This is a genomic window from Alloscardovia theropitheci (assembly GCF_004332295.1).
GTDB lineage: Bacteria > Actinomycetota > Actinomycetes > Actinomycetales > Bifidobacteriaceae > Alloscardovia > Alloscardovia theropitheci.
In genome coordinates, this window is the sequence record NZ_RXLP01000019.1 from 203,100 (window position 1) to 227,188 (window position 24,089).

Here is a 24,089-nt window from a genome sequence, read left to right on the forward strand (position 1 = left end):
GTTATGACGACTGATTCTCCAGTTACAAAGAACCGTTATGCGTATGAAGAGTCTAGCGACCCAGACACTGACAATATTGACAATGTTGACCCTGCCGGCAACAGAAACACTGGAGATGATGGAAAAACTTCCGTGATGCCTCCCTTTCTCCAGAAACTTTTTGGCAAATCAAGGAAATAACCCTAGCAATAGGGTCGCTTTCCCCGATCAAGATAGCATCGATAACGATACTGGGTCCACACGAATTTTCGCGCCTCTTGATGCAACTAGCGTTCTACCTCCACAGACACCTGCATCTGCATCTTCGTTGAGGTCCCCATTGGCATCTCAACAGTATGTCCCCGCAACTACGGTCATGTCTCCTGCATCGTCTGCGATACCTACATATGCGCAGCCGGATACTGCTGAGTACGTCAACCGCGCTCCACAATATCCATATAGCTCTTATGATGATTCGACCAACCAGCCTTCACAGGATATCCCCGAATTTGCGCAACCGGTAGTACAAGCACAGCCTCTCCAAGTTGCTATTATCGGCCCTACTGAGCAACCTCGTACACTACTCTATACAGTATTATGCGCTCTCATTACTACCGCAATATCCGCTGCGTATCCTTTTATCGCTCTGGTAATTATTGGAATGATTACTGTCATTTTCTCTATTCGCGGTTCTCGTATTATGCAACGTATGAGGAATCCGCAAACTTCAAAACTTGCGTTGTTCTTTGCCTTCCCATGGCATCTTGCAAAGGGCATTTTCTTAGCAATTCTTTATACCCTTGCTACGGCTGTTATGCTTTTGGCTACAAGCATTCTTAGCATTGCTATCCTACGGTTTACAAGTTTTGCGTTTGGCTTTGGAAACTGGACGATAATTTTTGAACTTATTAATACCTTGGCACTGACTTTGTCATGGCTCACATTCTTAGGTCGTCCACAGTCGCGTGCTCTTCGTGTCGGTTTGCGCACAAAAGCTCAAATTCCGTCACGAATGACTGCTCTCATTGTCGTTATTGCACTTATCATCGTGGGTATAATTCTTGCATTTACATCTATGACAGAAAGTGTCTCTTGGTCTCCGCTACCAGATATTCAAAGTTCGCTCTTATCAAACATCCCTTCCTTTACATAAGAAATACCGACATAATTACTATGAACAGTTGGCATACTAGGTTAAAGTGATATCTATGGCAAATAACACACAGAAACGTGCGAAGACACGTAAAGAACGTCTCGAAGCACGCGCTCAAGCGGAGCGTGAAGCTCTATTAGCGGCTCGTCGAGAACGCCAAATTCAGACAGCAATTGGCGCTGTCGTTGTAGCAGTTCTTGTTGTCGTTCTAGGGGTCGTGGCTTACTTCGTTGGTCGTAATATCTATGAAAGCAACCGTTCCTCCGAACAAGCAAACGCACAAGCATATGAAGCAGTACAGGCGGTAAAGGTAAAACCTAAGAACGCAGCAGCTGATGGCGGTTTTATTCTTTCAAAAGACGGTGTCAATAAGCCTGTAAACGATGTACCAACTATTGACAACTATATGGACTTCATCTGCCCTGCATGTGGTGTCTTAGCTCGTTCGATTGACGAAGACCTCACAGCTATGATGAATGCTGGCCAGGTAAATATCAGCATTCACCCATCTGCTTTCTTAAACAGCGCATCATCCGATAAATACTCCACTCGATCCGCGGCATTTGTGTCCTATGTCGCGGACAATGATCCTGAGCATGCTATGCCTTTGATAGAGGCAATGTTCGCTACAACGTTCCAGCCAAGTGAAGGTTCTGCATATAAGAGCGTGTCGAATGACGATCTCACGAAATTAGCTGAGTCTGTTGGTGTAGATTCTACAATTGCTCGAGATGCCGCCAAGGGGACTTATGAGCCATGGGTCGAAGCAGTCAGCAATTGGTATCCAACGAACAGTAGCTTGCTCAACCCAAGTGGTTCCCTCAAGGGACAGATGACTACTCCAACTATTCTTATCAATAAGAATTATTGGGATTACAATACTTTGATGAGTCAAGCAAAGAGCAATGACTACAGCTCTGTCCTTCTTGAAAGCATTGGTATGCTACGAAATGACATTGGTAATCCATCAATTAAACCATCGATTGGCGTGGGCACACCTCGCGACATTACTGCAGAAGCCACATCGTCAAGCAATTAATTCCTAGTTCTTGCTACTACTTGAGCAGCAAATACAGGAAGCTATCACTGGCTCGTCGAAAAATTTTTATTTTTTTTCGGCGAGCCGTTTTGTATGTTCCCCATGTTTTGTGTATAGTAGGAGCGTTGATTTAATTCAACGCCTCTATAGCTCAGTTGGTAGAGCAGCTGATTTGTAATCAGCAGGTCGAGGGTTCGAGTCCCCCTGGAGGCTCTCTTGTTAGAGTGACTATTATAGTTAATTTTATTTACTTTCAATTCTTAATTTTTCGAATTCTCATCACATGAATTGCATCAGCATGTTCTTAATCTTATTCAATGATTAACTCTTCTATTGCGATTTTTCAGTTCTCATATCAAAGAGATATCTTCAACCCCTCCTCGTGGATTATGCAAATTACATTCGTGTGATATGAATATATCGTTCACGTATGTATGCATGCATTTCTATACTCCCCTTAATGAATTACGCTAGTGAAAGTTGGGATTTTAACTAGTTAATAATCAAGGAGAATAATGGCACTTCGTTGGACGCCAAAGCGTTTTATTATGCACAGACGTTGGCGCATAATTATAACCGCTATCATTTCCTTAATGATTCTCCTAACTTCATTCTTCGTTGGTGTATATAAATCAGTTGCGTTGACAGTCAACGGTAAAACTACGCACGTCCGCACATTTGCGATTAGTGTAAACGGACTTCTCGCTCAAGAAAATATCCCTATCAAAACTCACGATTTTGTATCCTCACGAGCTGGTGCGCGTCTTATTAATAATGATTCCGTTATTGTCCGTAGCGCTTACGAGGCAAGCATAACCATTGATGGTCATGAAGTTCCGTTTTGGACTTACGCTACAAGCGCTGATCAACTTCTAAAATTGTTCAAGCAGAATGAAGCAAATGCCGTTAAAGTAACAGTTAATATTTCTAATATTTATAACAAATTAACCGGTGGTTTCGTTATAAATTCAGACGGTCCAGTAACTGTTATCGCTGATGGACAAACAACGACCATGCCTGATGGAAAACTAACCGCTGCCTCAATTCTTGATGCGCGCGGAATTAACTTGGGACAACATGATCGAGTAAGCGTTGAACAGTCAGGCAGTGATACAATTTTGCGAGTTGTTCGCATCTCATATAGCGATTCAACCCGTGATGTTGAAATCCCTTACACATCACTAACAATTAATGACGATACGATGGATGAAGGTACAACTACCATCGTCCAGCAAGGTGCAAACGGCTCTAAAACACAATATCTGCGAAACACCATTGCTGACGGTGTTGTGGAGTCGAGCGAAATTACAAAAGAAATTGTGACACGTGATCCTCAGGATGAAATTATCCATGTGGGAACAAAGAAGAAGGCAGACGATTCTGACGCCTCTTCTCATTCAAGCGATACAGATAATTCCGCACCTTCCAATGACTCACAGTCTCAATCATCTCAGCAAGATCAAACTCAGTCGCAGTCGCAATCACAGGCACAATCGCAAAATCAGAGTCAGTCGAATGACCAAGCCCAAGCTCAAGAAAAAGCCAAGGCAGAGGCGGCTGAGAAGGCAAAACGTGATGAAGAAGCTCGAAAGGCCGCTGACGAGGCTGCGCAGCGAGCGCGTGAACAAGCCGCACAGCAGCAGCAAGCTCAGCAGCAGGCTCAAAGCGGATTATGGCATCCTACCGTTGCCCAGGCAAAAGCATATGCACAAGCTGCAGCCGCCCAATATGGCTGGACGGGTAGCAATTGGAGCGCACTGGAATGGTTATGGAATCGTGAATCCAGCTGGAGGTGGAATGCTGAAAACCGATCTTCTGGCGCATATGGTATCCCTCAATCCTTACCTGGCTCCAAAATGGCAGCCTATGGTGCTAATTGGAGAGACGATGCAGCCATTCAGATTAATTGGGGGCTTAACTATATTAAGAATAGGTACGGTTCACCTCTGAAAGCACAAGAACACAGCAAAAACACGGGTTGGTATTAGACTATAAACCATGACTGCTGAACAGATACGTAATGACGGATTACTCGGAGCTTCCGATATCCGCACTATAGCCGCGGCCGCAGGAATTTCTCCTACTAAAAAATTTGGTCAAAATTTTGTTATTGATCCGGGTACCGTACGTAAAATCGTTCGCACAGCCGGAGTAACACACGAGTCTCATGTCTTAGAAGTAGGCCCTGGCTTGGGATCACTCACTTTAGGGCTACTGGAAACGGGTGCGCAGGTTACTGCTATAGAGATTGATACTCCAGTTGCTCAGCAACTTCCTCACACTATCGCACAATACATGCCTGATGCTGTAAATCGATTCCGTGTTATAGAGATGGATGCGTTAAAAGCAACCCCGGAAAATACAGATCTTTCAAGCGATGAGACCCTCACGCTCGTAGCAAACCTTCCTTATAACGTCGCAACTCCTATAATCTTGACCCTACTTGAAAGATTCCCACACATCACTTCTTTCGTTGTCATGGTTCAAAAAGAAGTTGCTGATCGTCTCAGTGCAAAACCAGGCAATAAGGTCTATGGTGTCCCAAGTGTCAAACTTGCTTGGTACGGCACCGCTTCTCCTGCAGGCGTTATTGGTCGAAATGTCTTCTGGCCAGCTCCCCATGTTGATTCAGCACTTGTTGAATTCCATCGCTATGACGAGAAACGCTATATAAACGATGAGGAACTACGCACACAAGTTTTCGAACTTATTGATGCGGCTTTTAGTCAGCGCCGTAAAACACTGCGTGCAGTTCTCAAAAAAATTGTTTCCGCCGATGCATTTGAACGCAGCGGAATTGATTCAAGTCGTCGCGGTGAAACTCTTACGATTGAAGAGTTCATCACTCTTGCACAGGCGCTCAATCAGACTCAAGCGACACCACACATAGATAAGTAATTCGCCTTCGAGGTAACAATCACATATCAACACAGCTTTAATGACAAAGTATTCAAGTATTCAAGTATTCACCGTCCGAATGTTTCACGTGAAACATTCGTAAGTTCATGGATACATTATTGCTTCGAGACGTGCAATACATATACAATTACTGAAGAGTAGACGGAGGAATTATGGCAGACAGCACTGTTAAAAATGAGCGCGAACAGCGCCGCCTATACCTACAGGCACGCCAGCGGGTTATTTTGAGTGTAACTATTGGTTTCTTGGCCGTTGCACTGCTTATCTCATTACCAGGAGCATTAGGTCTTTTCTCTCCAACTCATGCTACGAAAGAAGCAACTATCAGCACGAATTATGGTGTTGTTACAGCTTGCCCTGCGCAAGACACAGTTTCCTTAAATTCTTCTGAAGTAACTATTCGAGTCCTAAACGGAACGAATAAAAGTGGATTAGGAAGTGCTGTTGGTGAAGAATTGCGAAATCGCGGTTTTATTCTTCAGTCAATCGGCGATTATGATTCCAAAACCGTGTTGGAACGCACCGAAATCCGCTTCGGAAAGAGCGCACTCACTCAGGCATACACACTAGCCGAGCAGTTTAATGATGCAATTTTGCGTATGGATAATCGTAATGACAAACTTATTGATGTCGTTATCGGATCTTCTTTCGATAATTTAATTAGTAAGGATAAGACTCCTAAGGCAGGTTCAAAGCTTTCTGGCGCAACCAATTGTGTTCCTCTTGACGATATGAAAGATTTGCCACAAGCTCCAGAACATCAGGAAGTGAATTAATGAGCATCCACGTATATTTGTACATTCAGTAACATCACGTGACTCATCATTTTCGTAGACATCATAAATTCTAGAGGTTTGCGTTGTGCCCGATAAGTTCTAACTTACCGGGCACAGCTATATGTAGTACATTCAATTATTTATTTTTAGTTTTCTTCTTCATACCATCGTTTCAGCTCTTGAACAGCAGTGTCACGGTCAACTGGACCATTATCCAAACGGTAATCAAGCATATGTTTATATGCTCTTCCCACTTCAGGACCTGGAGCTAAACCAAGAATAGCCATAATTTCGTCACCATTAAGATCTGGACGAATTGATTCAAAGTCCTCTTTTTCTTTGAGCTCAATAACACGTTCTTCCAAATCATCCATCGCGCGCGCAAACATCTGCTCTTTAGCTTTATTCTGAGTAGTGGCATCTGCTCGTGTAAGACGATTCAAACGATGATACAGATGACCGGCATCCTTAACATATCGTCGCACAGCAGCATCGCTCCAGCGTTCATCGACATAACCGTGAAAACGCAAATGCATATCGACAAGCGTACTCACATCAGAAACCATCTGATTGTCGAAATGCAAAGCTTTTAAACGCTTCTTCGTCATTTTTGCGCCGACTGCATCATGATGCAAGAATGTTACTTTCCCATTCGCCTCATATTTTCGGGTACGCGGCTTTCCGATATCATGCATTATGGCAGCAAGACGCAAAGTTAAATCAGGCGCAGGAACAGGACCTTCGTCATCGGTTTCTAAAGCGATTGCGCGATCGAGTACTTGAAGTGTGTGCTCGTAAACATCCTTATGACGATGATGCTCATCAATTTCCAACGACAAATCAGGAAGCTCAGGAAGAACAAACTCCGCTAATCCAGAATCCACTAAGGCTTCCAGCCCTTCATGAGGATACTGTGCAAGTAATAATTTGCATAATTCATCACGAACCCGTTCTGCAGAAACAATTTCAATACGAGGAGCCATATCATACAACGCTTCTGCGGTATCTATGCCAATTCTGAATCCCAATTGAGCGACAAAACGCACCGCTCTCATCATTCGCAATGGGTCATCATCAAATGATTGTTCCGGCTCTACTGGAGTTCGTAAAATTTTGCGTTCTATATCTCGCTGGCCGTCAAATGGGTCGACGAATTCCATGCTTGGAACGCGAATTGCCATGGCATTAATTGTGAAATCTCGACGAGATAGATCACCTTCAAGGCTGTCTCCATAATTAACTTCTGGCTTTCGCGAGTCAGGTTCATAGGTATCAGATCGATATGTCGTTATTTCAACAGAATACTCTTTACCATCTGGCATCCGTTTGATAGCACCCAAAGTACCAAATTTTCGACCCATATCCCAGAAACCATCGCCCCATTTTTTCAATATTGGTTCAAATTCCTCAGGCCGTGCCGATGTACAGAAATCTAGATCGTGAGCTGGCCGATTAAGTAACAAATCGCGCACAGGACCACCCACTAGGGCTAGTTCAAAACCGTGTGCTTCAAAAAGTTCGCCTAATTCAATCGCTACGGGTGAAACAGAAAAATCCACTAGTATCCTTTCAAAGACCCACATTAGAGGTCATTAGAGGCGATGCCCCAACTCCACATACTGATTTTAGCGTACCTTTTGGCTTTCCGTTACTCCACCTGCACACAGTGGCAAGTAAAATAGTTTTTATGACTAATCCGGCAGATGTGAAACGAATGCTTCAGCGTGCACACGCTGCAGCTCAGTCTGCCTCAAAACCTTCTGAGATTCCTGAAGATAAGCGCCTTGAAGACCATTTCGAAATAGCATACTCGTCGCATTACTCGAGCGGCTATTTTATGGATGACGAAGAGTACCGAGCCGAATACGATCTAGAACTCGACACGCGCGGGATTTCATCTCATTTCAGCAGCATTTCAAGCGCAATCGTCCCTCTGTACACGACGTCAACGCAAGTTTCACACGACGATGAGGACGGCTCAGATAATTCCGGCTCTTCATTGTCGTCTGCGCCGGTATTGTCTGCACAGGTTTTATCTACCCAAATGTCATCTGCGCAGGGTAATTCACGCTCAACGCTTGATTCATCGCTTTCTGATGAACGTAACGCGGTCATTCCGACGCCAGCAATCATGGCTCGTCGTCGCGAAGAAGGTACTAATACATTCGCATCACTTGATAATCGTGATTTGCCGGTCGTACGCGAATATTCCGCAGGCGGTCTTGTTTTTGATGAGCATGATCGTGTCGCAATTATTGCCCGTCATTCGCGCTCGGGACACTTAGAATGGTGTCTTCCAAAAGGCCATATTGAGCAAGGTGAAACACCTGACCAGACAGCTGTCCGCGAAATTTTTGAAGAAACAGGTATACAAGGAGAAGTCATCGACTCCATCGCCACAATTGACTACTGGTTTACTGGCGATGCACAACGTATCCATAAACTCGTCCATCATTATGCCTTACGTATGACCGGTGGATATCTCACTGTTGAAGGTGATCCTGATCACGAGGCTGAGGATACTACGTGGGTAAAATTCGAGGATTTAACAGATGTATTAAGTTATCCGAATGAACGCAGAATTGTATGGCTTTACGCGAAGAAACACAGGAAAGATATATAACCTATGCCGTCTTCATCCATGACAAAAATAGTATCGCGCCTAACCGCCGTCATTGCAGGCTGTGCTCTCGCCACTGCAATTATAGGTATACAATCGCCGCATGTTTCTCAACAATTGCCTCTTAGTCGACTGACCACGCTATCAGCACAGGCTAGCCCAGATTCAACATCGAACACCACACTTACTGCTCAAACATCACAAGCAAAAAAGCGTATTCTCGCTATTGCTAATTCTACATCAATTGTTACGTCTGATTCAGGTTATTCAGCAGATTTTACTATTACGAATAACTCTAACCAAGATGTCTCTGCTGGTTCATTAAGTGTATATATTGCGCCAAATTATGAATTCAAAACGAGCGATTCTTTGCAAGAATGGGCTGAAAGCGATAGCAATATCCGAATGTCTCACGAATTAGCGCAAGCAGATGTTCGTTCTCTTAAGGTTGGAGAAAGCACGACAATTAAAGTCCACGTTGATGCAAACAATCCCGTTCTTAGTTCAATGATTACGTGGGGTGCACGACCTTTGCTTATTCGTTACCAGTCCCATGATTCAGCCCTTGCTGAAAGTATTCATAGCTTTATTACCCGTTCAAATGCTGGAACTCATGCGCAATCTCTTCCAGCTTTAAATGTTGTTTTTACTGTACCAATTAGTTCGGGAAATATGAGTTCATGCATAACGAATGACAAGACAACCGCATCTGCTCAAGAATCCATGTCAGCTCTTTTATCCGGAGAAGCACTTTCTCTAACAACATCGTCATCTGCATCTTCCACAACATCATCTTCCACACCATCTTCTTCATCGTCGGTCTCATCACCATCAGGCTCACCATCGTCACAGGGTTCTACATCCGAGATGCAATCATGCACTGCATCTGCTGTTTCGGGATTAGAAAAACTTAAAAACACTGTGCCACAGGTCGAGCTCCTTACTGATCCATCACTCGCGCTGAACACACAGCAGGAAAACCAGTCAATTCAAGATGACCAATCATCAACTAATCAAGTAACTACGCAATCCTCGCAGTCATCAATCTTAAACTCATCTTCTTATTCGATACAGCCATATGCGATTGATATTGCTTCCTTGGCTAATAGTAATAACACAAGTTCCTTGTCCTTAGCAGCTGCGACGTCCGTAGGTTCTTCTTCGCCTATTGCAATAGATGGCTTAAGCGGTTGGTCCATGGATGCTCTTAAAACGGCACAATCTTTGGGATATTCTACAGTTCTTGCTACTGACGGTTTTGCTTCCGCTACTGACAGCGCAGTGCACAATTCACTAGCTCATGTTGACATCAACGGTCAGAATATGACAGTTCTTACAGCGCAGCATGAACTGAGTCAATTAGCGCAAGGAACGCCATCTTCGTCTCAAGCAGATGCTGAGAACAGTTCAGCTGGTCTTATTAATCGTTTTATTGCCCAAACCGCTTTTTACGAATCACAAGCACCGTATGAGCAACGAACTATTCTCATCAATGCATCCCATATGTCGCGAAATCTATCTCCACAACATATTGCATTTATTACTCGTCTCGCTCAGTCTTTGTCATCGGCTTCGTGGACTAATTTAACTGATCTTAATTCATTAATTAATGCTTCATCACCGTACTCTGCTCAAGAGGTGGAAGAATTCATCGAAGATGCTCAGAAATTAGATAAAAAGCATTCTAAAACACTCAGCGATATCACAGAAATTATTGACAGTAACAAGTCGCGTGTGAATAATTTCTTAAGTAGTGTCGTCGATAGCGCCCAATCACCTACATCTGCGAAAGATGCCCGTAATCCTCAAGATTTAGCACGCGGACAAGCTGATAAATCTCGCCCTTTATCCAGTCAAGAGCTTGAACAATGGCAAAATTCTTTGTCTTCTCTCATTACGGACTACGCTTCTCGGTCGTTATCGAGTCTAAGCATTGCCACGTATGCTCAAAATTCTCGTAATCTGTCATCCTTAAATGCAGATACAGCGATTACTCGTCAACTTCTTAACAGCGTAAACATTTCCGTACCTTCTTCTCTCCACGTCGTCAGTGAGACAGCTACAGTACCTGTAACTATTTCTAATAATCTTCCTGTTTCACTTCGCATAAATGTAGCTACACGTTCATCTGAAAAAGTTCGTTCTGAAGTAACTATTTCAGGCGCAGACAATATTACAGTGAATGCACATTCGGAGCAGCAAGTTACACTCCCTGTTCGTGCAATTTCCGGCTGGACGACTACTTTCCAGATTTATATCACTACGGCCGAGGGGATGCTTATTAACTCAAAGAAAGATATAAGCATTTCTAGCTCATTTACCATCATGGATAATGCGGGATATGTAATTTTCGCTCTGGCAATTCTTCTGGCAGTACTTGGAATTAGACGGCAAATTTCTCGTTCTCGTTCAAAGAATACAACCGATTCGACGCATATCGAGGATACTCATTCTGATAGTAATTCACATAGTAATTCACACGGTAATTCATCAGATCACGAATTATCTGTGCCGACTAATATTTCGGATCATAATTTAGACAAGTAAGGTTATAAGCGTGAGCTCTGTAGGTAAAAATTCACTAATCATGGCCTCTGGTACCTTGGCGTCAAGGTTAACCGGAATGATTCGTACTGTATTGCTTGCAGCCGCTGTCGGTACTACAGGCATCGCTGCAAACGCATACCAAACTGGTTCATCGGTCCCTCAAATTATCTATACCCTTATTTCAGGCGGTCTTTTTAACGCAATTCTTGTGCCCCAAATCGTTCGTACCCTTAAATCTAAAGATTCTAAGAAACATCTCGATAAGCTCGTTACATTAAGTATCCTCATTCTTCTTGGGATTACTGTGTTAATGATGTTAGGGACAAATATCATTACATCTATCTTTTTGAGTGCCTCGTGGACAGGACCACAGCGAGCGCTAGCCAACGGTTTCACTTTGTGGTGTACACCGCAAATTTTCTTCTACGGTTTATACACCGTTTTAGGGCAAATCTTAGCTGCTAAAGATAAATTCGCTATGTACGCATGGAGCTCAGTGGCCGCAAATATTGTCAGTTCAGCCGGTTTTATTATTTTCCTTGTTCTTTTTGGTAATGCCTCGCGCCAGCCACTCGATTTTTGGACGACGGATAAAATTGCCCTTACCGCAGGAGCATGGACACTTGGTGTCGCTGTCCAAGCGTTATTACTCTTTATTCCACTTATTCGCAGTGGATACCATTTTAGATTCTCCTGGGGTTTCCGCGGAATTGGTCTACGGTCGATGGGACACGTCGCTGTATGGAGCTTAGCCATTACGATTATGACGCAAATTACGTCAATCATCACATCTCGTATCGCTTCTGGTGCACCGCTTGCCGCGAATGATGCGTTCAATGTAGCCGGAAATGGTTCATATCAAAACGCAATGAGTATATACATTTTGCCATACTCGCTATTTGCGGTTTCGCTTGCTACAGCTACTTTCCCACAGATTTCAAATCTTATTGCAGAACGACATATAGAAAAAGCAGCAGATGTCGTTAATCGAACTATGCGCTCGTCTAGTTTAATCATGTGCTTCTTTACATCACTCATGCTCGCTTTGCCTTTACAATTGAGCGCAGTTTTCCTCCCATCAATTGATGGCGATCAGATGATTTTAATGAGTCCTATCATTTTCTTCCTCACTCTTGGATTGCCGTTTACTTCTCTTGTATTGCTTGCACAACGCGCTTTTTACGCCTTCGAGGATGGGAAGAGTCCGTTCATAATCGCTGCTGTTCAAAGCGGTCTTATGCTTATTATCCAAATTGGAGCATGGCGTTTTGCTAATCCACGCGTGCAGACACCTTTACTTGGTCTTGCAGTCAGTATCAGCTACATGTTGTGCATACCTGTTTTACTTGTTATGGTATATCGCCGATTTAGGGGAAAGTTCCGTATTGGCAAATTTGTTGTAACCCATATCAAAATTCTTATTGCCAGTGTAGCTACATACATTATAAGTGAACTTACATCCCAAGGATTAAGTGATTTTTTGCAATTCAATCCCCAGACTGCTCATGGTCGTTTCGGATGGTTCTCCGCAGTTATCATCTGTGCACTGACTACCATCGTTGCTTTTATCGTTTATTCCGCGATCTTACTTGTACTTAACACCCATGAATATATCGATGGGATGAACGCAATTATTACTCGATTCGAGCTCGATCGTATCCCATTTGTGGGGTCTATCGTACGTAAGATTCTTCCTTCTCAAAGCTCTGACATTACCTCCACAAACGAGTAGAATTTCGCCTCCCTTTACGCCACCCCCATCGCTAGAATAAGAAGAAGAATCCGGATACCAGCATATAGAGAGATGTAATGAATTTTTCAGTCGGCGATGTACTCCTTGATCGCTTCCGCTTGGTTGAAGTTTTACGAGACGAACCAAGTTTTTCTGTATGGATTGCGCATGACAGCACGCTAGGGCGTAGCTGCCAAATTTTCGTCGTGGCAAACTCAACTATTATTTCACGAGTTAATGCAGCAGCTTCAGCATTAGCTCTATCACAGGATCCTCATTTCACACGCGTTCTGCATTTGTATCGCGACGGTGAAGTATGTGTTATTGTTTCCGATGCGGACTCGGGAATTACCATTCGCGATTATTTAACACATTCCCGCGAAGACCATGAAGAATATCCTCTTACTACACAAGCAGCTCGCTCAATAATTGGCGAGGTTACAGAGATTTGTAAAAATCTTGATGACAATAATCAAGCACATTATTGTCTTGACGATATCACCGTTCGTCTAACTGAAGATCGAGTGATTCTAGCAAATTTCCCTATTTCAGCAGCTTTACTTCCACCAACTGCTCCACGTCTACAAGCCACAAATCACGATGTGGAAAGTGTCATGGTTTATCAAATTGCAGCTCTAGCATTTGAACTGTTAACTGGCACAGCATACACTTCTTTACTGGCTACTCACGGCAGGAAAATGCTTCAAGAGGCAAATGCTCCAGCTGATTTGGAACTTATTTGCACACGTGGACTTGGTCTACCAGATAGTAAAGGACGTACCCCCGTCCCTCTGGTAACTCTGCTCGAGATGAGTTTCTTACTTGACGAGTATGAGCCTTTACATGAACTTGCCAAGCATCCACAAATTCACATCAACCTCACTGGTGAACCAACCTCTGCGCCATCTATTATGCAAGCAGTTTTGCGACGCGTAGATGCAAAAGCCATTGCACCTATTCCACGTTCCCTTCGGGAAAATCCTGATGTCAATTCTGACAAAGAGTCATTCCAACAATGGAGCGCTTCTGAATTAATTTTCAGTGGAAACGGACCAATAGATATTACTAAACCCGATACATCGACAGACTTATTCCACGCTTTAGGGGAGCTGGATGCGACAAAACTTGAACGCGTCTATGATCCATATGATTTTAATGATTATGTAGATTCGGATACTCGAACTGAGGGTATGAATACGCAGGCTATTCGTATTGCAGCCCAAAATTCAATTGCTTCGGAAAATTCTTCTACAAGTCCTACTGCGGAAGGTGCTAATACGCCTCAAGATTCTATTGCTACTGGATCTTTTGGTACTTCGAGTCGCGTGTCACAGGATAATTCACACAATAATGTTTCACGTGAAACATCTATATACGAGCCACAAACAGAGGTAATTCCTCCGAGCTTCGCTCCACGAGCTAATCAGAAACGAAATACCTCATCGCCTCAAATTTCATCTCAATCACTGTTATCACAAGAGCAGGTTTCAGAGTCTGCGCACACAAGCCATAATCCTTTTGAACAATTATGGAAGCGCGCTCTGCCACTATTACGTACACGAGCCGCTGCTATTACAGGCGTATTAGTCATATTACTTGTTTTAGTTATTGTTGCTGTATATTCATTAACTGCCGGTCGCAATAGTTTTAACGGAAATTCTGATCCATGGTCTCAAATTTCTCAAGAAACTGTTCGCTTCCCTGGACAGGAAAATAATAAGGGCAGTAATGAGCCAGCTGCAAACGATTCTAAGCAAGCGGATACTAAGGACGCTCAGAAGGAATCTGCTTCAGGAGATGACTCTTCCCAGTCACAAGAGTCATCTTCTCAAGATAATAAGCAGAACGCATCATCGTCTAAAAAATCTGCACCTTCATTTGACGATAATGCTATCAGAGCTCAGAAATTACCGCGCGAAAAGTCTGTATCCGCCGTCCCTACTCCAGCAGGAACAGGCAATTCCACAGTAATTACTCCTCGTGGATATACCTATCTTGAACGACCAGGCGGAGTACGAGGCTGGGGCTATTCCTTCGCATTTGATCAGCCGACCACTATTTGGCGCATGGAAATTGGGAATCAAACTGGCGGTGGTCAAGTTCATGTGTACTCCGATCCAACTACCGACGATCCACGTTCAGGGACGGAAGTTGCATCATTTAGCTTCGCAAGTAATGGTCAGCCAACTAATGTTATCTTTAAGAAACCAGTAACTGCTACAACTTTCGTTGTATGGATAGATGGAACAGATGCTACAACTCTTCCACAAGTTATCCGCCTTACCCACTATGCATTCTATTAAGGAGAAGCATGACGAATAATACTCCCCACATCATTAAAAATGATCCATGGTATGGCTCTTATGCTTCACGTGCGGAAGATATGCGCGCATCAGAAATTCGTGCTCTTTTTGCAGTTGCGAGCAGACCAGAAGTTGTCTCACTTGCTGGTGGTATGCCGTATTTGGATTTCTTACCATTCGATGAGCTCTCAGAGCTTGTGGCAAAGATGCTTCGCGAGGAGGGTTCGCACGCTTGGCAATATGGTAGTGCACAGGGTAATGCTCATTTGCGTGAACGTATTCTTGATATCGTTCGTCTTGAGCATATCACCGATGCTCAAGCTGATGATGTAGTTATCACCAATGGATCACAAAATGGCTTAGATCTTATCACTCGTTTAATGTGTGATCCAGGGGATGTTATTATCGCTGAAGATCCAAATTACGTTGGAGCACTTGGCGTATTTAAGAGTTTCCAAGCAGAAGTAATTAATGCTCATATGGATGCTGATGGTCTTATTCCGGAATCTTTCGAGGAATCAATTAAGTACGCTATAGCACAAGGCAAACGAGTAAAATTCCTCTATACCGTTCCAACTTTCCATAATCCAGCTGGTGTTACGATGAGTATCGAACGTCGTACTCGTATCCTTGAAATTGCACGCAAATATCACGTGCTTGTCGTTGAAGACAATCCGTATGGTCTTCTTTCTTTTGATAATAAGACGTATCCTGCGTTACGTTCAATGGATCCAGATAATGTCGTTTATCTCAGTAGCTTCTCTAAAATTATTGCCCCTGGAATGCGCGTAGCATGGATGATTGCTCCTCCTGGAATTCGTCAGAAGCTTGTTCTCGCTAACGAATCGTCTATATTAAGCCCTTCTAATATGAGTCAGATGACGATTTCTACATATCTCGATAACTTCGACTGGAAGAAACAAATTGAGGAATACCGTGGTATGTATAAATCCCGTTGTGAAACCATGGATCAAGCATTGCGTACTTACATGCCGTATTGCTCTTGGAATAAACCACAAGGTGGCTTCTATATTTGGCTGAAAATTCCTGAAGGTTTGGATGCAAAAGCTATGCTTCCACGCGCTATCACAGCTCGTGTAGCTTACGTCTCTGGCACAGCATTTTACGATACAGGAGAAGGCGCAGATCACATGCGTCTGAGTTTCTGCTATCCAACTGAAGAGAGGATTGTAGAAGGAATTCGTCGTCTATCTACAGTAGTAGATGAAGAACTCGCTACCGCACAACTATTTGGAACTACTAGTACATCCACTATCCCTGTTATTAAGCCAGAAAATTAAGGAGACAATGATGAATCCTCGTGTACTTGTTTTATGTGGAGGTCTTAGTCACGAACGCGACGTATCTTTGAGCTCTGGTCATCGTGTTGCTGGTTTCCTTGAAGATACTGGAAAATGGGATGTAGCAATTCATGATGTAGATAATGCATTGCTCGATTTTCTCACTGATCCAGCGACACGTCCCGATATCGTATGGCCACTTCTCCATGGTTCTTACGGCGAAGATGGTTCAATCCGAGACGTTCTTGAAATGGTTGATTTACCATACATCGGTTCACGTGCAAAAGCATCTATGTTGGCATGGAACAAGCCTATTGCAAAGAATATCGTGCGAAAAATTGGGCGTCTTCATACTCCTCATTCCGTAACCCTTCCACAAGAAGTATTCCGTGAGCTTGGTGTGCAGCCAATTATTAATCATATTGTAAACTCATTGGGATTGCCTCTTATCGTTAAGCCTAGTATGGGCGGAAGTGCACTGGGATGTACCGTTGTTCATGACATTGCACAGTTACCACAGGCACTCGTCGATTGTTTCGCTTATGCTCACACTGCACTCATTGAACATTTTGTAGAAGGAACAGAAGTTTCCGTTTCTATTCTTGATACAGGTGATGAAATTATTGCTCTTCCGGCTTTGGAAATTAGCACTCCACACGGTATCTACGACTATTCAGAACGATATACTCCTGGAGAAACCGAATTTATCGTTCCAGCCCGCCTTGATTCTGATGTCCTTGAAAGAGTTAAGGATGATGCATTAACTGCATACCAAGTATTAGGGATGCGCGATATTTCTCGTATTGATTTTATCGTTGATCGCGATGGGATTCCACAGTTCCTAGAAGCAAATGTAACACCTGGAATGACCGACGTGTCAATTCTTCCTCGTCAAGCAGTAGCTGCAGGTTTTAATTTGGGCGACTTATATTCACGCATTGTCGAATCCGTTCTCAGTCAGAACCGTAATGTACCGCATGAGAAGAGCTCACTGTAAAAGTTCTACTCAGATTCACATGCAGAATCACATACAAGAGTAAGAAATATCACACCATGAGCGAACGCGGAATAGTGTTCGCTCATGTAATGTTATGGCATATAGCATAGTTCATATTTTACGAATTTAAGATGTACAGGAGATAAGATGACTGTTCGTAACGCCATCGTCATTGGCTCAGGACCAGCCGGATATACCGCAGCTTTGTATTTAGCACGAGCAGGATATAAACCACTCGTCATTGCTGGCGCACTTGCTCCTGGCGGTCAGCTTATTAATACTACTGAAGTAGAAAATTTCCCAGGTTTTCCAGAAGGAATCATGGGACCTGATTTAATGGACAATATGCGCGAGCAAGCTGAAAAGTTTGGCGCAGAAGTTGAATACGACGATGTCGTCTCAGTAGATTTTAGTGGTGATACGAAAATCGTAACGACGGATATGGGCGAAACATATGAGGCCAGGACTGTCATCATCGCAACAGGAGCATCCTATCGTCATTTGGACATCCCTGGAGAAGAAGAATTCTCAGGTCGCGGTGTTTCATACTGTGCCACATGTGATGGATTCTTCTTTAAGGATCAACCAATTGTAGTTGTAGGCGGTGGTGACTCGGCTATGGAAGAAGCTGATTTCTTATCACGCTATGGCTCTTCTGTAACTCTTATTCATCGTAGTGAGAATTTCCGTGCATCAAAAGTTATGCTTGAAAGAGCTAAGAATAATGAAAAGATTACTATAATTACGAATACCGAAGTAACTGAAGTTCTCGGCAACGATGACAATGGAGTTCAATCTATTAAGCTTCGTAATACAGTCGATGGTTCAGAATCGACCATGTCCGTAAAGGGTCTTTTCATTGCAATCGGCCATATACCTCAATCAGATTTCTTGAAGGGCTCTGTTGAGCTCGATAACGAAGGATATATAGTTCCTTCGGGTAAAGGAACTCAAACATCAGTTCCAGGCGTATTCGCAGCTGGCGATGCAGTAGACAAGGTTTATCGTCAGGCAATTGTCGCCGCAGGTGCTGGGTGCCAAGCTGCATTAGATGCTCAAGCGTATTTAATGGAGCATTAATCTATATCGAAGATATTTATAGAGTGCGGTTCTCATTTTTGAGGACTGCACTTTTTTTACAGATAACTTTGCTTTTACACGTAACACACCTTTATATTGACTATGACGTTAGGTAATAGTTTAGAATTGTTGTAATTAAAAGTGAAGGAATGTAATGCTCAAAATATCAGAATTTGCTAAGCTCGCACATACAACACGGCGAACACTATTATTTTACGATGAAAAAGGAATTTTTTCCCCATCAATTATTGAAGATAACGGTTACCGATACTATGATGCCGATCAAATTTATCAATTCGAGATTATCTCAGGACTTCGTCAACTTGGATTATCGTTACAGGAAATTCAGCAATTACTTAATTCATCACCGCACGAGTATGACTCTTATATGAAGATTTATCAAACGAAGATACAAGACGAAATCAAGCGATTGAAACTTCTGAACGAGTTACTTACCCTTAAATCCACCACTGCTGAACATGATACCGATTTATCCACGGAAGAAGTAACGGAAATATATTGTGATAAGCAAGAATATTGGTGCACTGATCTCAAAGTTGATTGTACTCCTGACGAGATTGCGCGTATATATACTCAATTTATGGATAATCTAGGAGAATTTATACATCAAATTCCAAGCCAATCTGGCTTTATTACTCATCTATCACTTTCTCATTACACAAAATATATGACATCAGAATTCCGCTTTATAAAAGAGACTGTCCCATTTGAACCTCATAATGTCGTAACGAAAATCGAAAAGCCAGCAGGCCGATATATCGCAATTAAGGTTCATACTTCTGAAAAAGGTATTATGGACGGGCTCGAAAAGCTTACGAATTTTTCGAAAGAACATCAACTGCTTACTCATAACTATCTACGGCAATTAAATGCGCAAAATACCTTAATTAGCAACGGTTCATCTCGCGATCAAATTTTAATGTACCAAATTAAAGAAAAATAAAAAGAAAAATAAAAAGAAAAATACAGGACATCATGCCAACTCTTTTTGACAATATTAACGATTCAACACAACCACTTGCCTCTAGAGTACGTCCGAAAAGTTTTGATGACTTCTTTGGACAGCAACATCTTATCGGTGACGGTAAAATTCTGCGAACAATGATTGAGCAAGGTCAGCTATCCTCGATGATATTTTGGGGACCTCCGGGCGTCGGAAAAACAACTTTGGCTAATATTATCGCGCATCAAACACAATCCACGTTCATCACTTTTTCCGCAGTAACTTCAGGTATCAAGGAAATTCGAACTATTATGCAAGAGGCGGAAGATAATCGTCAGCTGGGCTCACGCACTATAGTTTTTATTGATGAAATTCATCGTTTTAACAAGGCTCAACAAGATGCATTCCTACCGTTCGTAGAAAAAGGAAGCATAATTCTCATCGGAGCTACGACAGAAAATCCGTCATTTGAAGTAAATAGTGCTCTCTTGTCACGCTGTAAGGTATTCGTTCTCAATCAGTTACAGGCCGATGATCTCGTCCACCTACTTAATCATGTTCTTAACGATACTGATGTTTTTCCTACAACCGTCTCCATTTCAGATGACATATTAACAACCATTGCAGTTTATGCAAATGGCGATGCTCGCACAGCTCTCAATACTTTAGAACTTGCAGTACGTAATGGACATCAGCATGCACATACCATTACTATTGATGAGAATGTTTTATCTGATTTACTCGACAAGAAAATGCTACTCTACGATAAGACTGGCGAAGAACATTATAATATTATTTCTGCTCTTCATAAGTCTATGAGGAACAGCGATCCTGATGCCGCAGTGTATTGGATGAGCCGAATGCTTGATGGAGGTGAAGATCCTTTGTATATTGCAAGACGACTTGTTCGTTTTGCAAGTGAAGATATCGGCCTAGCTGATACTCATGCTTTAACTCTTGCCATTCAGGTGTATCAAGCCTGCCAATTTCTTGGAGTTCCCGAGTGTGATGTTCATCTGACTGAAGCAGTGATTTATTTATCACTCGCTCCAAAATCAAATTCAGTCTATAAAGCTCGTATAAATGCAATACGTGATGTGAAGAATACTATGAACGAACCAGTTCCTCTTCATCTTCGAAATGCGACAACGAAACTTATGAAGAATATTGGTTATGGAAAGGGTTATCAGTTGGCTCATTTTTATGAAGATAAACTCACTGATATGCAAACTATGCCCGATAATCTCGTAGGCCATAGCTATTATCACCCTACAGATGAGGGGAATGAAAAGCGTTTTAAAGAAAGACTGCAGTACATTACTAATTGGAAACAGCATCATTCGACAGATTCTGAAACACATAGCACCACTGAAAAAATATGACACGCCACCTTGACTATAACGTAACGTCATAGCGGACAATAATGCTAACGAAAGGATAACCATGACCACTCAGACAATGAAAGCTATTCAATTAACTCAACCATGCAATCCCGAGGAATTGATCCCTGTTGAAGTACCTATTCCACAAGTTAAACCTGGATACGCTCTTATTAAAATTCGTGCATTTGGAGTTAATGAGTCTGAAGTTACAAGCAGAAAAGGAGAATCTTCTCCTGATTTTACCTTCCCACGCATTCTTGGAATTGAGGGAGTTGGCGAAATTGCTCAGGTAGCCGAAGGCAGCACCTTGTCAGTTGGGCAGAAAGTCGCAACAATGATGGGTGGTCTTGGTCGTCAGACTGATGGATCATATGCACAGTACACTCTAGTTCGTGAAGATTTACTTATTCCATTTGATTCCTCTCTTGATTGGTCAATTCTAGGCGCGATTCCTGAAATGACACAAACCTCATACGGGTCTTTACATTCAGGTTTACGAATTAAAGCTGATGATACAATTTTAATTCGTGGTGGTAGCTCCACTGTTGGTCTCATGTCCATTGCATTAGCACATTCTATGGGAGCAACTGTTATAGCAACTACTCGATCTCAGACTAAATTGCAGGATTTGCGAGACTATGGTTGTGATTACCCTGTACTTGATGACAGCTCACTCGAGGAAACCATATACGATATTGCTCCTGATGGTGTAGATAAAGTTCTCGAATTAGTAGGTATGACAACACTTCATCAAGATATGAGTTTCTTAAAAGATGGCGGTTATGCATGCTTCACTGGAGCGCTTTCTGGTTCCTGGACAGTGAAGGAATTTTCTCCATTTATGATTCCTCAAGGAAAATATCTCACAAGCTATGCTGGAGAAGTAAGAGATCTGCCTGCGCAAGCACTGAACGATATCTTACAAAAAATCGAACAGGGAGAAATAAAGATTCCAATAGCGCATACTTATCATGGACTAGAAGAAGTTAGCCAGGCACATATTAACCTCGAATCTGGTAAATTCGTAGGTAAACATGTTGTAGTACTTTAATACAAATATTTTCCATACAGATAGAATAGGGCGGATGTAGATGTCCGCCCTATTACTATATAAACATTATTATTTCTTCTTACATCCAACCATCAGATGTGGAAGAATTTTCTTGATTAAGTACATTCAAAATTCTATCCAAGTCTTCTTGTGATGTGAACGTAATCTCGATTCGACCACGCTTAGCTGTACCTTTAATCGCTACTCGTGTATCAAATCGATTTTCTAGTCGCATTACTAAATCGGAATTTTCCCAAGGGTTTACACGTACAGCTCGAGTCTTTTTCTTCTCACCTGTACCATTTTTCATTGCCACTAACTCTTCAGTACTGCGTACAGACAAACCTTCCGCAATAATTCTATTTGCTAATGATTCCATATCCTCCGCTGATTCTAACGAGAGAAGAGCTCGAGCATGACCAGCCGAAAGAACTCCAGCAGCAACCTTTTTCTGTACAGATCCAGGTAATTGAAGTAGTCGCAAAGTATTCGTAATTTGTGGTCGAGATTTTGACACACTTTGAGCGAGCTGCTCTTGCGTTAATCCAAATTCTTTGAGCATCTGCTGATATGCTGCTGCTTCCTCCAAAGGATTAAGAGCTACGCGATGAAGATTTTCAAGCAATGCATCACGTAACATCTCAGTATCATCAGTGGTTTTAACTATCGCAGGAATTTTTTCTAATCCCGCTAAGCGACTTGCACGTGTACGACGCTCACCCATAATGAGTTCGTAATGATGACCGTCATGAGTATTTGAATCTACTTCACGAACAACGATTGGCTGAAGAACACCGACTTCCTTGATGGAATTAGAAAGTTCTAATAAATCATCTTCATCAAAAATTTGGCGAGGCTGATGTTCATTCGCTACGATATCATCAAGTTTAATTTCAGTAAGATATGCCCCATGCACTGGCTTTAGTCCTGAAATAACACTCGCACCTTCTGTCGAAGAAAGTAATGCATCTAATGCTGCAGTTGATTCATACCGTGGAATTGAATTTTCCAAAGACGGGATTTCAGGGCGCTCTTCCTCATCGCTATACGGGGAAGAGATTTCAACACTAGGCATGGTAGCACGAGAAGATTTTTTCTTACTCTTTTGAGCCTGTGGCTTCTTATTCTTTTCTTCCACAGATAAATCCTCTTCTAATGTTTCACGTGAAACATCTTCCGTTAAACCTTCATCATTAATCGTTGGGAAGAGTGCTCCAAGGCCTTTTCCAAGTCGAGAACGTCCTGGCATTTTATTACTCCTTCTTCAAGCGATCTAAAAGATTGAAAATATTCGTACTTTTTTTATTAATTTCTAACGCAGCTTCTCGATATGCAATTGCTCCCAAACCGCGGGGATCATATGCTATAACAGATTGAGCGAAACTCGGTGCTTCAGAAATGCGTACAGAACGCGGAATTGTGGTTTTTAAAAGCAACGATGCATAATGTTGTTCGACTTCTTGGTAGACTTCTTGGCTTAACAACGTTCGCTTATCATACATCGTAATAAGTATGGCTGAAATAACAAGTTCCCTATTCATCCCTTTTTGAACTAATTGAATAGTTCTTAAAAGTTGTCCCAAGCCCTCCAATGCATAATACTCTGCCTGAATTGGAATAACTACTTCATGTACAGCACATAGCGAATTTAATACCAGCAAACCTAAACTTGGTGGACAATCTATAATGACATAATCATAATGTTTATGACTTGTACTAATAAATTCACGTAGACTGTCTCTGAGTAAATATACACGGTTGTCGAGCTGTGCGATTTCGAGTTCAGCTCCAGATAAATCGATATTAGAGGGTACTATATCTAAATTTTCAAAATCTGGACACACTTGAATTGCTTCAGAAATTTCTGCACGTCCCTCTATAACATCATATAAAGAGAGAATACCAGATCCATGCTCAGCACCCAACGCAGTAGAAGCATTTCCCTGAGGATCCATATCTAAAACAAGAACATTCATCCCTGATTCAGCAAATGCTGCAGCAAGATTAACTGATGATGTAGTCTTACCCACACCACCTTTTTGATTTGCTACGGCGATAAATCGAGTGGATTGCGGCTTATTAAATTTTTGCTGTGAAAGTTGATTTAACCTCTTTTTCTCATCAGCAATCGCCATTCCCACGGAGGAACCGTCTGATGAATTCTTAAAAATACGCTGAATTACATCAGTAGCAGTTTCAAACTGAGGATTATCATCATGTAATGTTTCACGTGAAACATCGCTCAT

The 24,089-nt window shown here is 42.4% G+C and carries 18 protein-coding genes and 1 tRNA gene; 16 read left to right on the forward strand and 3 right to left on the reverse strand.

Going from position 1 to position 24,089, the window contains the following annotated elements; genetic code table 11:
* Positions 1–160 precede the first annotated feature (160 nt).
* The 6 genes from EJ419_RS04350 to EJ419_RS04375 all read left to right on the forward strand — a co-directional run bounded on the left by EJ419_RS04350 (position 161) and on the right by EJ419_RS04375 (position 5,866).
* Entirely contained in the window at positions 161–1,132 is a 972-nt protein-coding gene (locus tag EJ419_RS04350) for a hypothetical protein (RefSeq protein ID WP_131283968.1), read from the forward strand.
* 55 nt (positions 1,133–1,187) lie between these two features.
* On the forward strand, positions 1,188–2,171 hold the full coding sequence (locus tag EJ419_RS04355) for a DsbA family protein (protein WP_131283970.1): 984 nt from the start codon (positions 1,188–1,190) through the stop codon (positions 2,169–2,171).
* A gap of 140 nt (positions 2,172–2,311) precedes the next feature.
* A tRNA-Thr gene (locus EJ419_RS04360) sits at positions 2,312–2,384 on the forward strand.
* A 302-nt stretch (positions 2,385–2,686) separates the two neighbouring features.
* A complete protein-coding gene (locus EJ419_RS04365) occupies positions 2,687–4,159 on the forward strand; it encodes an aggregation-promoting factor C-terminal-like domain-containing protein (RefSeq protein ID WP_131283972.1) in 1,473 nt (490 codons plus the stop codon).
* Between the two features lie 10 nt (positions 4,160–4,169).
* On the forward strand, positions 4,170–5,069 hold the full coding sequence (gene rsmA, locus EJ419_RS04370; RefSeq protein WP_131283974.1) for a 16S rRNA (adenine(1518)-N(6)/adenine(1519)-N(6))-dimethyltransferase RsmA: 900 nt from the start codon (positions 4,170–4,172) through the stop codon (positions 5,067–5,069).
* A gap of 173 nt (positions 5,070–5,242) precedes the next feature.
* Positions 5,243–5,866, forward strand: a complete 624-nt coding sequence (locus EJ419_RS04375) for a LytR C-terminal domain-containing protein (RefSeq protein WP_131283976.1) — start codon at positions 5,243–5,245, stop codon at positions 5,864–5,866.
* A gap of 146 nt (positions 5,867–6,012) precedes the next feature.
* On the opposite strand, the gene EJ419_RS04380 is transcribed toward EJ419_RS04375, so the two are convergent.
* Positions 6,013–7,425 (reverse strand): CCA tRNA nucleotidyltransferase, encoded by a 1,413-nt coding sequence (locus EJ419_RS04380; RefSeq protein ID WP_131283978.1) that lies wholly within the window; start codon positions 7,423–7,425, stop codon positions 6,013–6,015.
* A gap of 128 nt (positions 7,426–7,553) precedes the next feature.
* Between EJ419_RS04380 and EJ419_RS08470 the strand changes: the two genes are divergently transcribed.
* The 10 genes from EJ419_RS08470 to EJ419_RS04430 all read left to right on the forward strand — a co-directional run bounded on the left by EJ419_RS08470 (position 7,554) and on the right by EJ419_RS04430 (position 21,843).
* Positions 7,554–8,489, forward strand: coding sequence for an NUDIX hydrolase (locus EJ419_RS08470; protein ID WP_165496232.1), 936 nt, complete (start codon positions 7,554–7,556; stop codon positions 8,487–8,489).
* An 18-nt stretch (positions 8,490–8,507) separates the two neighbouring features.
* Entirely contained in the window at positions 8,508–11,033 is a 2,526-nt protein-coding gene (locus EJ419_RS04390; RefSeq protein ID WP_131283980.1) for a DUF6049 family protein, read from the forward strand.
* A 10-nt stretch (positions 11,034–11,043) separates the two neighbouring features.
* Positions 11,044–12,765, forward strand: coding sequence for a murein biosynthesis integral membrane protein MurJ (gene murJ, locus EJ419_RS04395; protein WP_131283982.1), 1,722 nt, complete (start codon positions 11,044–11,046; stop codon positions 12,763–12,765).
* Between the two features lie 77 nt (positions 12,766–12,842).
* On the forward strand, positions 12,843–15,068 hold the full coding sequence (locus EJ419_RS04400; RefSeq protein WP_131283984.1) for a hypothetical protein: 2,226 nt from the start codon (positions 12,843–12,845) through the stop codon (positions 15,066–15,068).
* Between the two features lie 8 nt (positions 15,069–15,076).
* The gene (locus EJ419_RS04405; RefSeq protein WP_131283986.1) at positions 15,077–16,369 is read left to right on the forward strand and encodes an aminotransferase-like domain-containing protein; all 1,293 of its coding nucleotides are present in this window, start codon (positions 15,077–15,079) and stop codon (positions 16,367–16,369) included.
* 7 nt (positions 16,370–16,376) lie between these two features.
* Positions 16,377–17,366 (forward strand): D-alanine--D-alanine ligase family protein, encoded by a 990-nt coding sequence (locus EJ419_RS04410; RefSeq protein WP_240680332.1) that lies wholly within the window; start codon positions 16,377–16,379, stop codon positions 17,364–17,366.
* A gap of 147 nt (positions 17,367–17,513) precedes the next feature.
* Complete coding sequence (gene trxB / locus EJ419_RS04415; RefSeq protein WP_131283988.1) at positions 17,514–18,446, forward strand: thioredoxin-disulfide reductase; 933 nt, start codon at positions 17,514–17,516, stop codon at positions 18,444–18,446.
* 154 nt (positions 18,447–18,600) lie between these two features.
* Positions 18,601–19,410 carry a MerR family transcriptional regulator gene (locus EJ419_RS04420; RefSeq protein WP_131283990.1) on the forward strand — a complete coding sequence of 270 codons (810 nt, stop codon included), beginning with the start codon at positions 18,601–18,603 and terminating at the stop codon, positions 19,408–19,410.
* A 32-nt stretch (positions 19,411–19,442) separates the two neighbouring features.
* Positions 19,443–20,792, forward strand: a complete 1,350-nt coding sequence (locus tag EJ419_RS04425; RefSeq protein ID WP_131283992.1) for a replication-associated recombination protein A — start codon at positions 19,443–19,445, stop codon at positions 20,790–20,792.
* 61 nt (positions 20,793–20,853) lie between these two features.
* On the forward strand, positions 20,854–21,843 hold the full coding sequence (locus tag EJ419_RS04430) for a zinc-binding dehydrogenase (protein WP_205668821.1): 990 nt from the start codon (positions 20,854–20,856) through the stop codon (positions 21,841–21,843).
* A gap of 79 nt (positions 21,844–21,922) precedes the next feature.
* Here the strand turns inward: EJ419_RS04430 and EJ419_RS04435 are convergent, their stop codons facing one another.
* Positions 21,923–23,092, reverse strand: a complete 1,170-nt coding sequence (locus EJ419_RS04435) for a ParB/RepB/Spo0J family partition protein (protein WP_131283994.1) — start codon at positions 23,090–23,092, stop codon at positions 21,923–21,925.
* A gap of 4 nt (positions 23,093–23,096) precedes the next feature.
* Positions 23,097–24,089, reverse strand: coding sequence for a ParA family protein (locus tag EJ419_RS04440; RefSeq protein ID WP_131283996.1), 993 nt, complete (start codon positions 24,087–24,089; stop codon positions 23,097–23,099).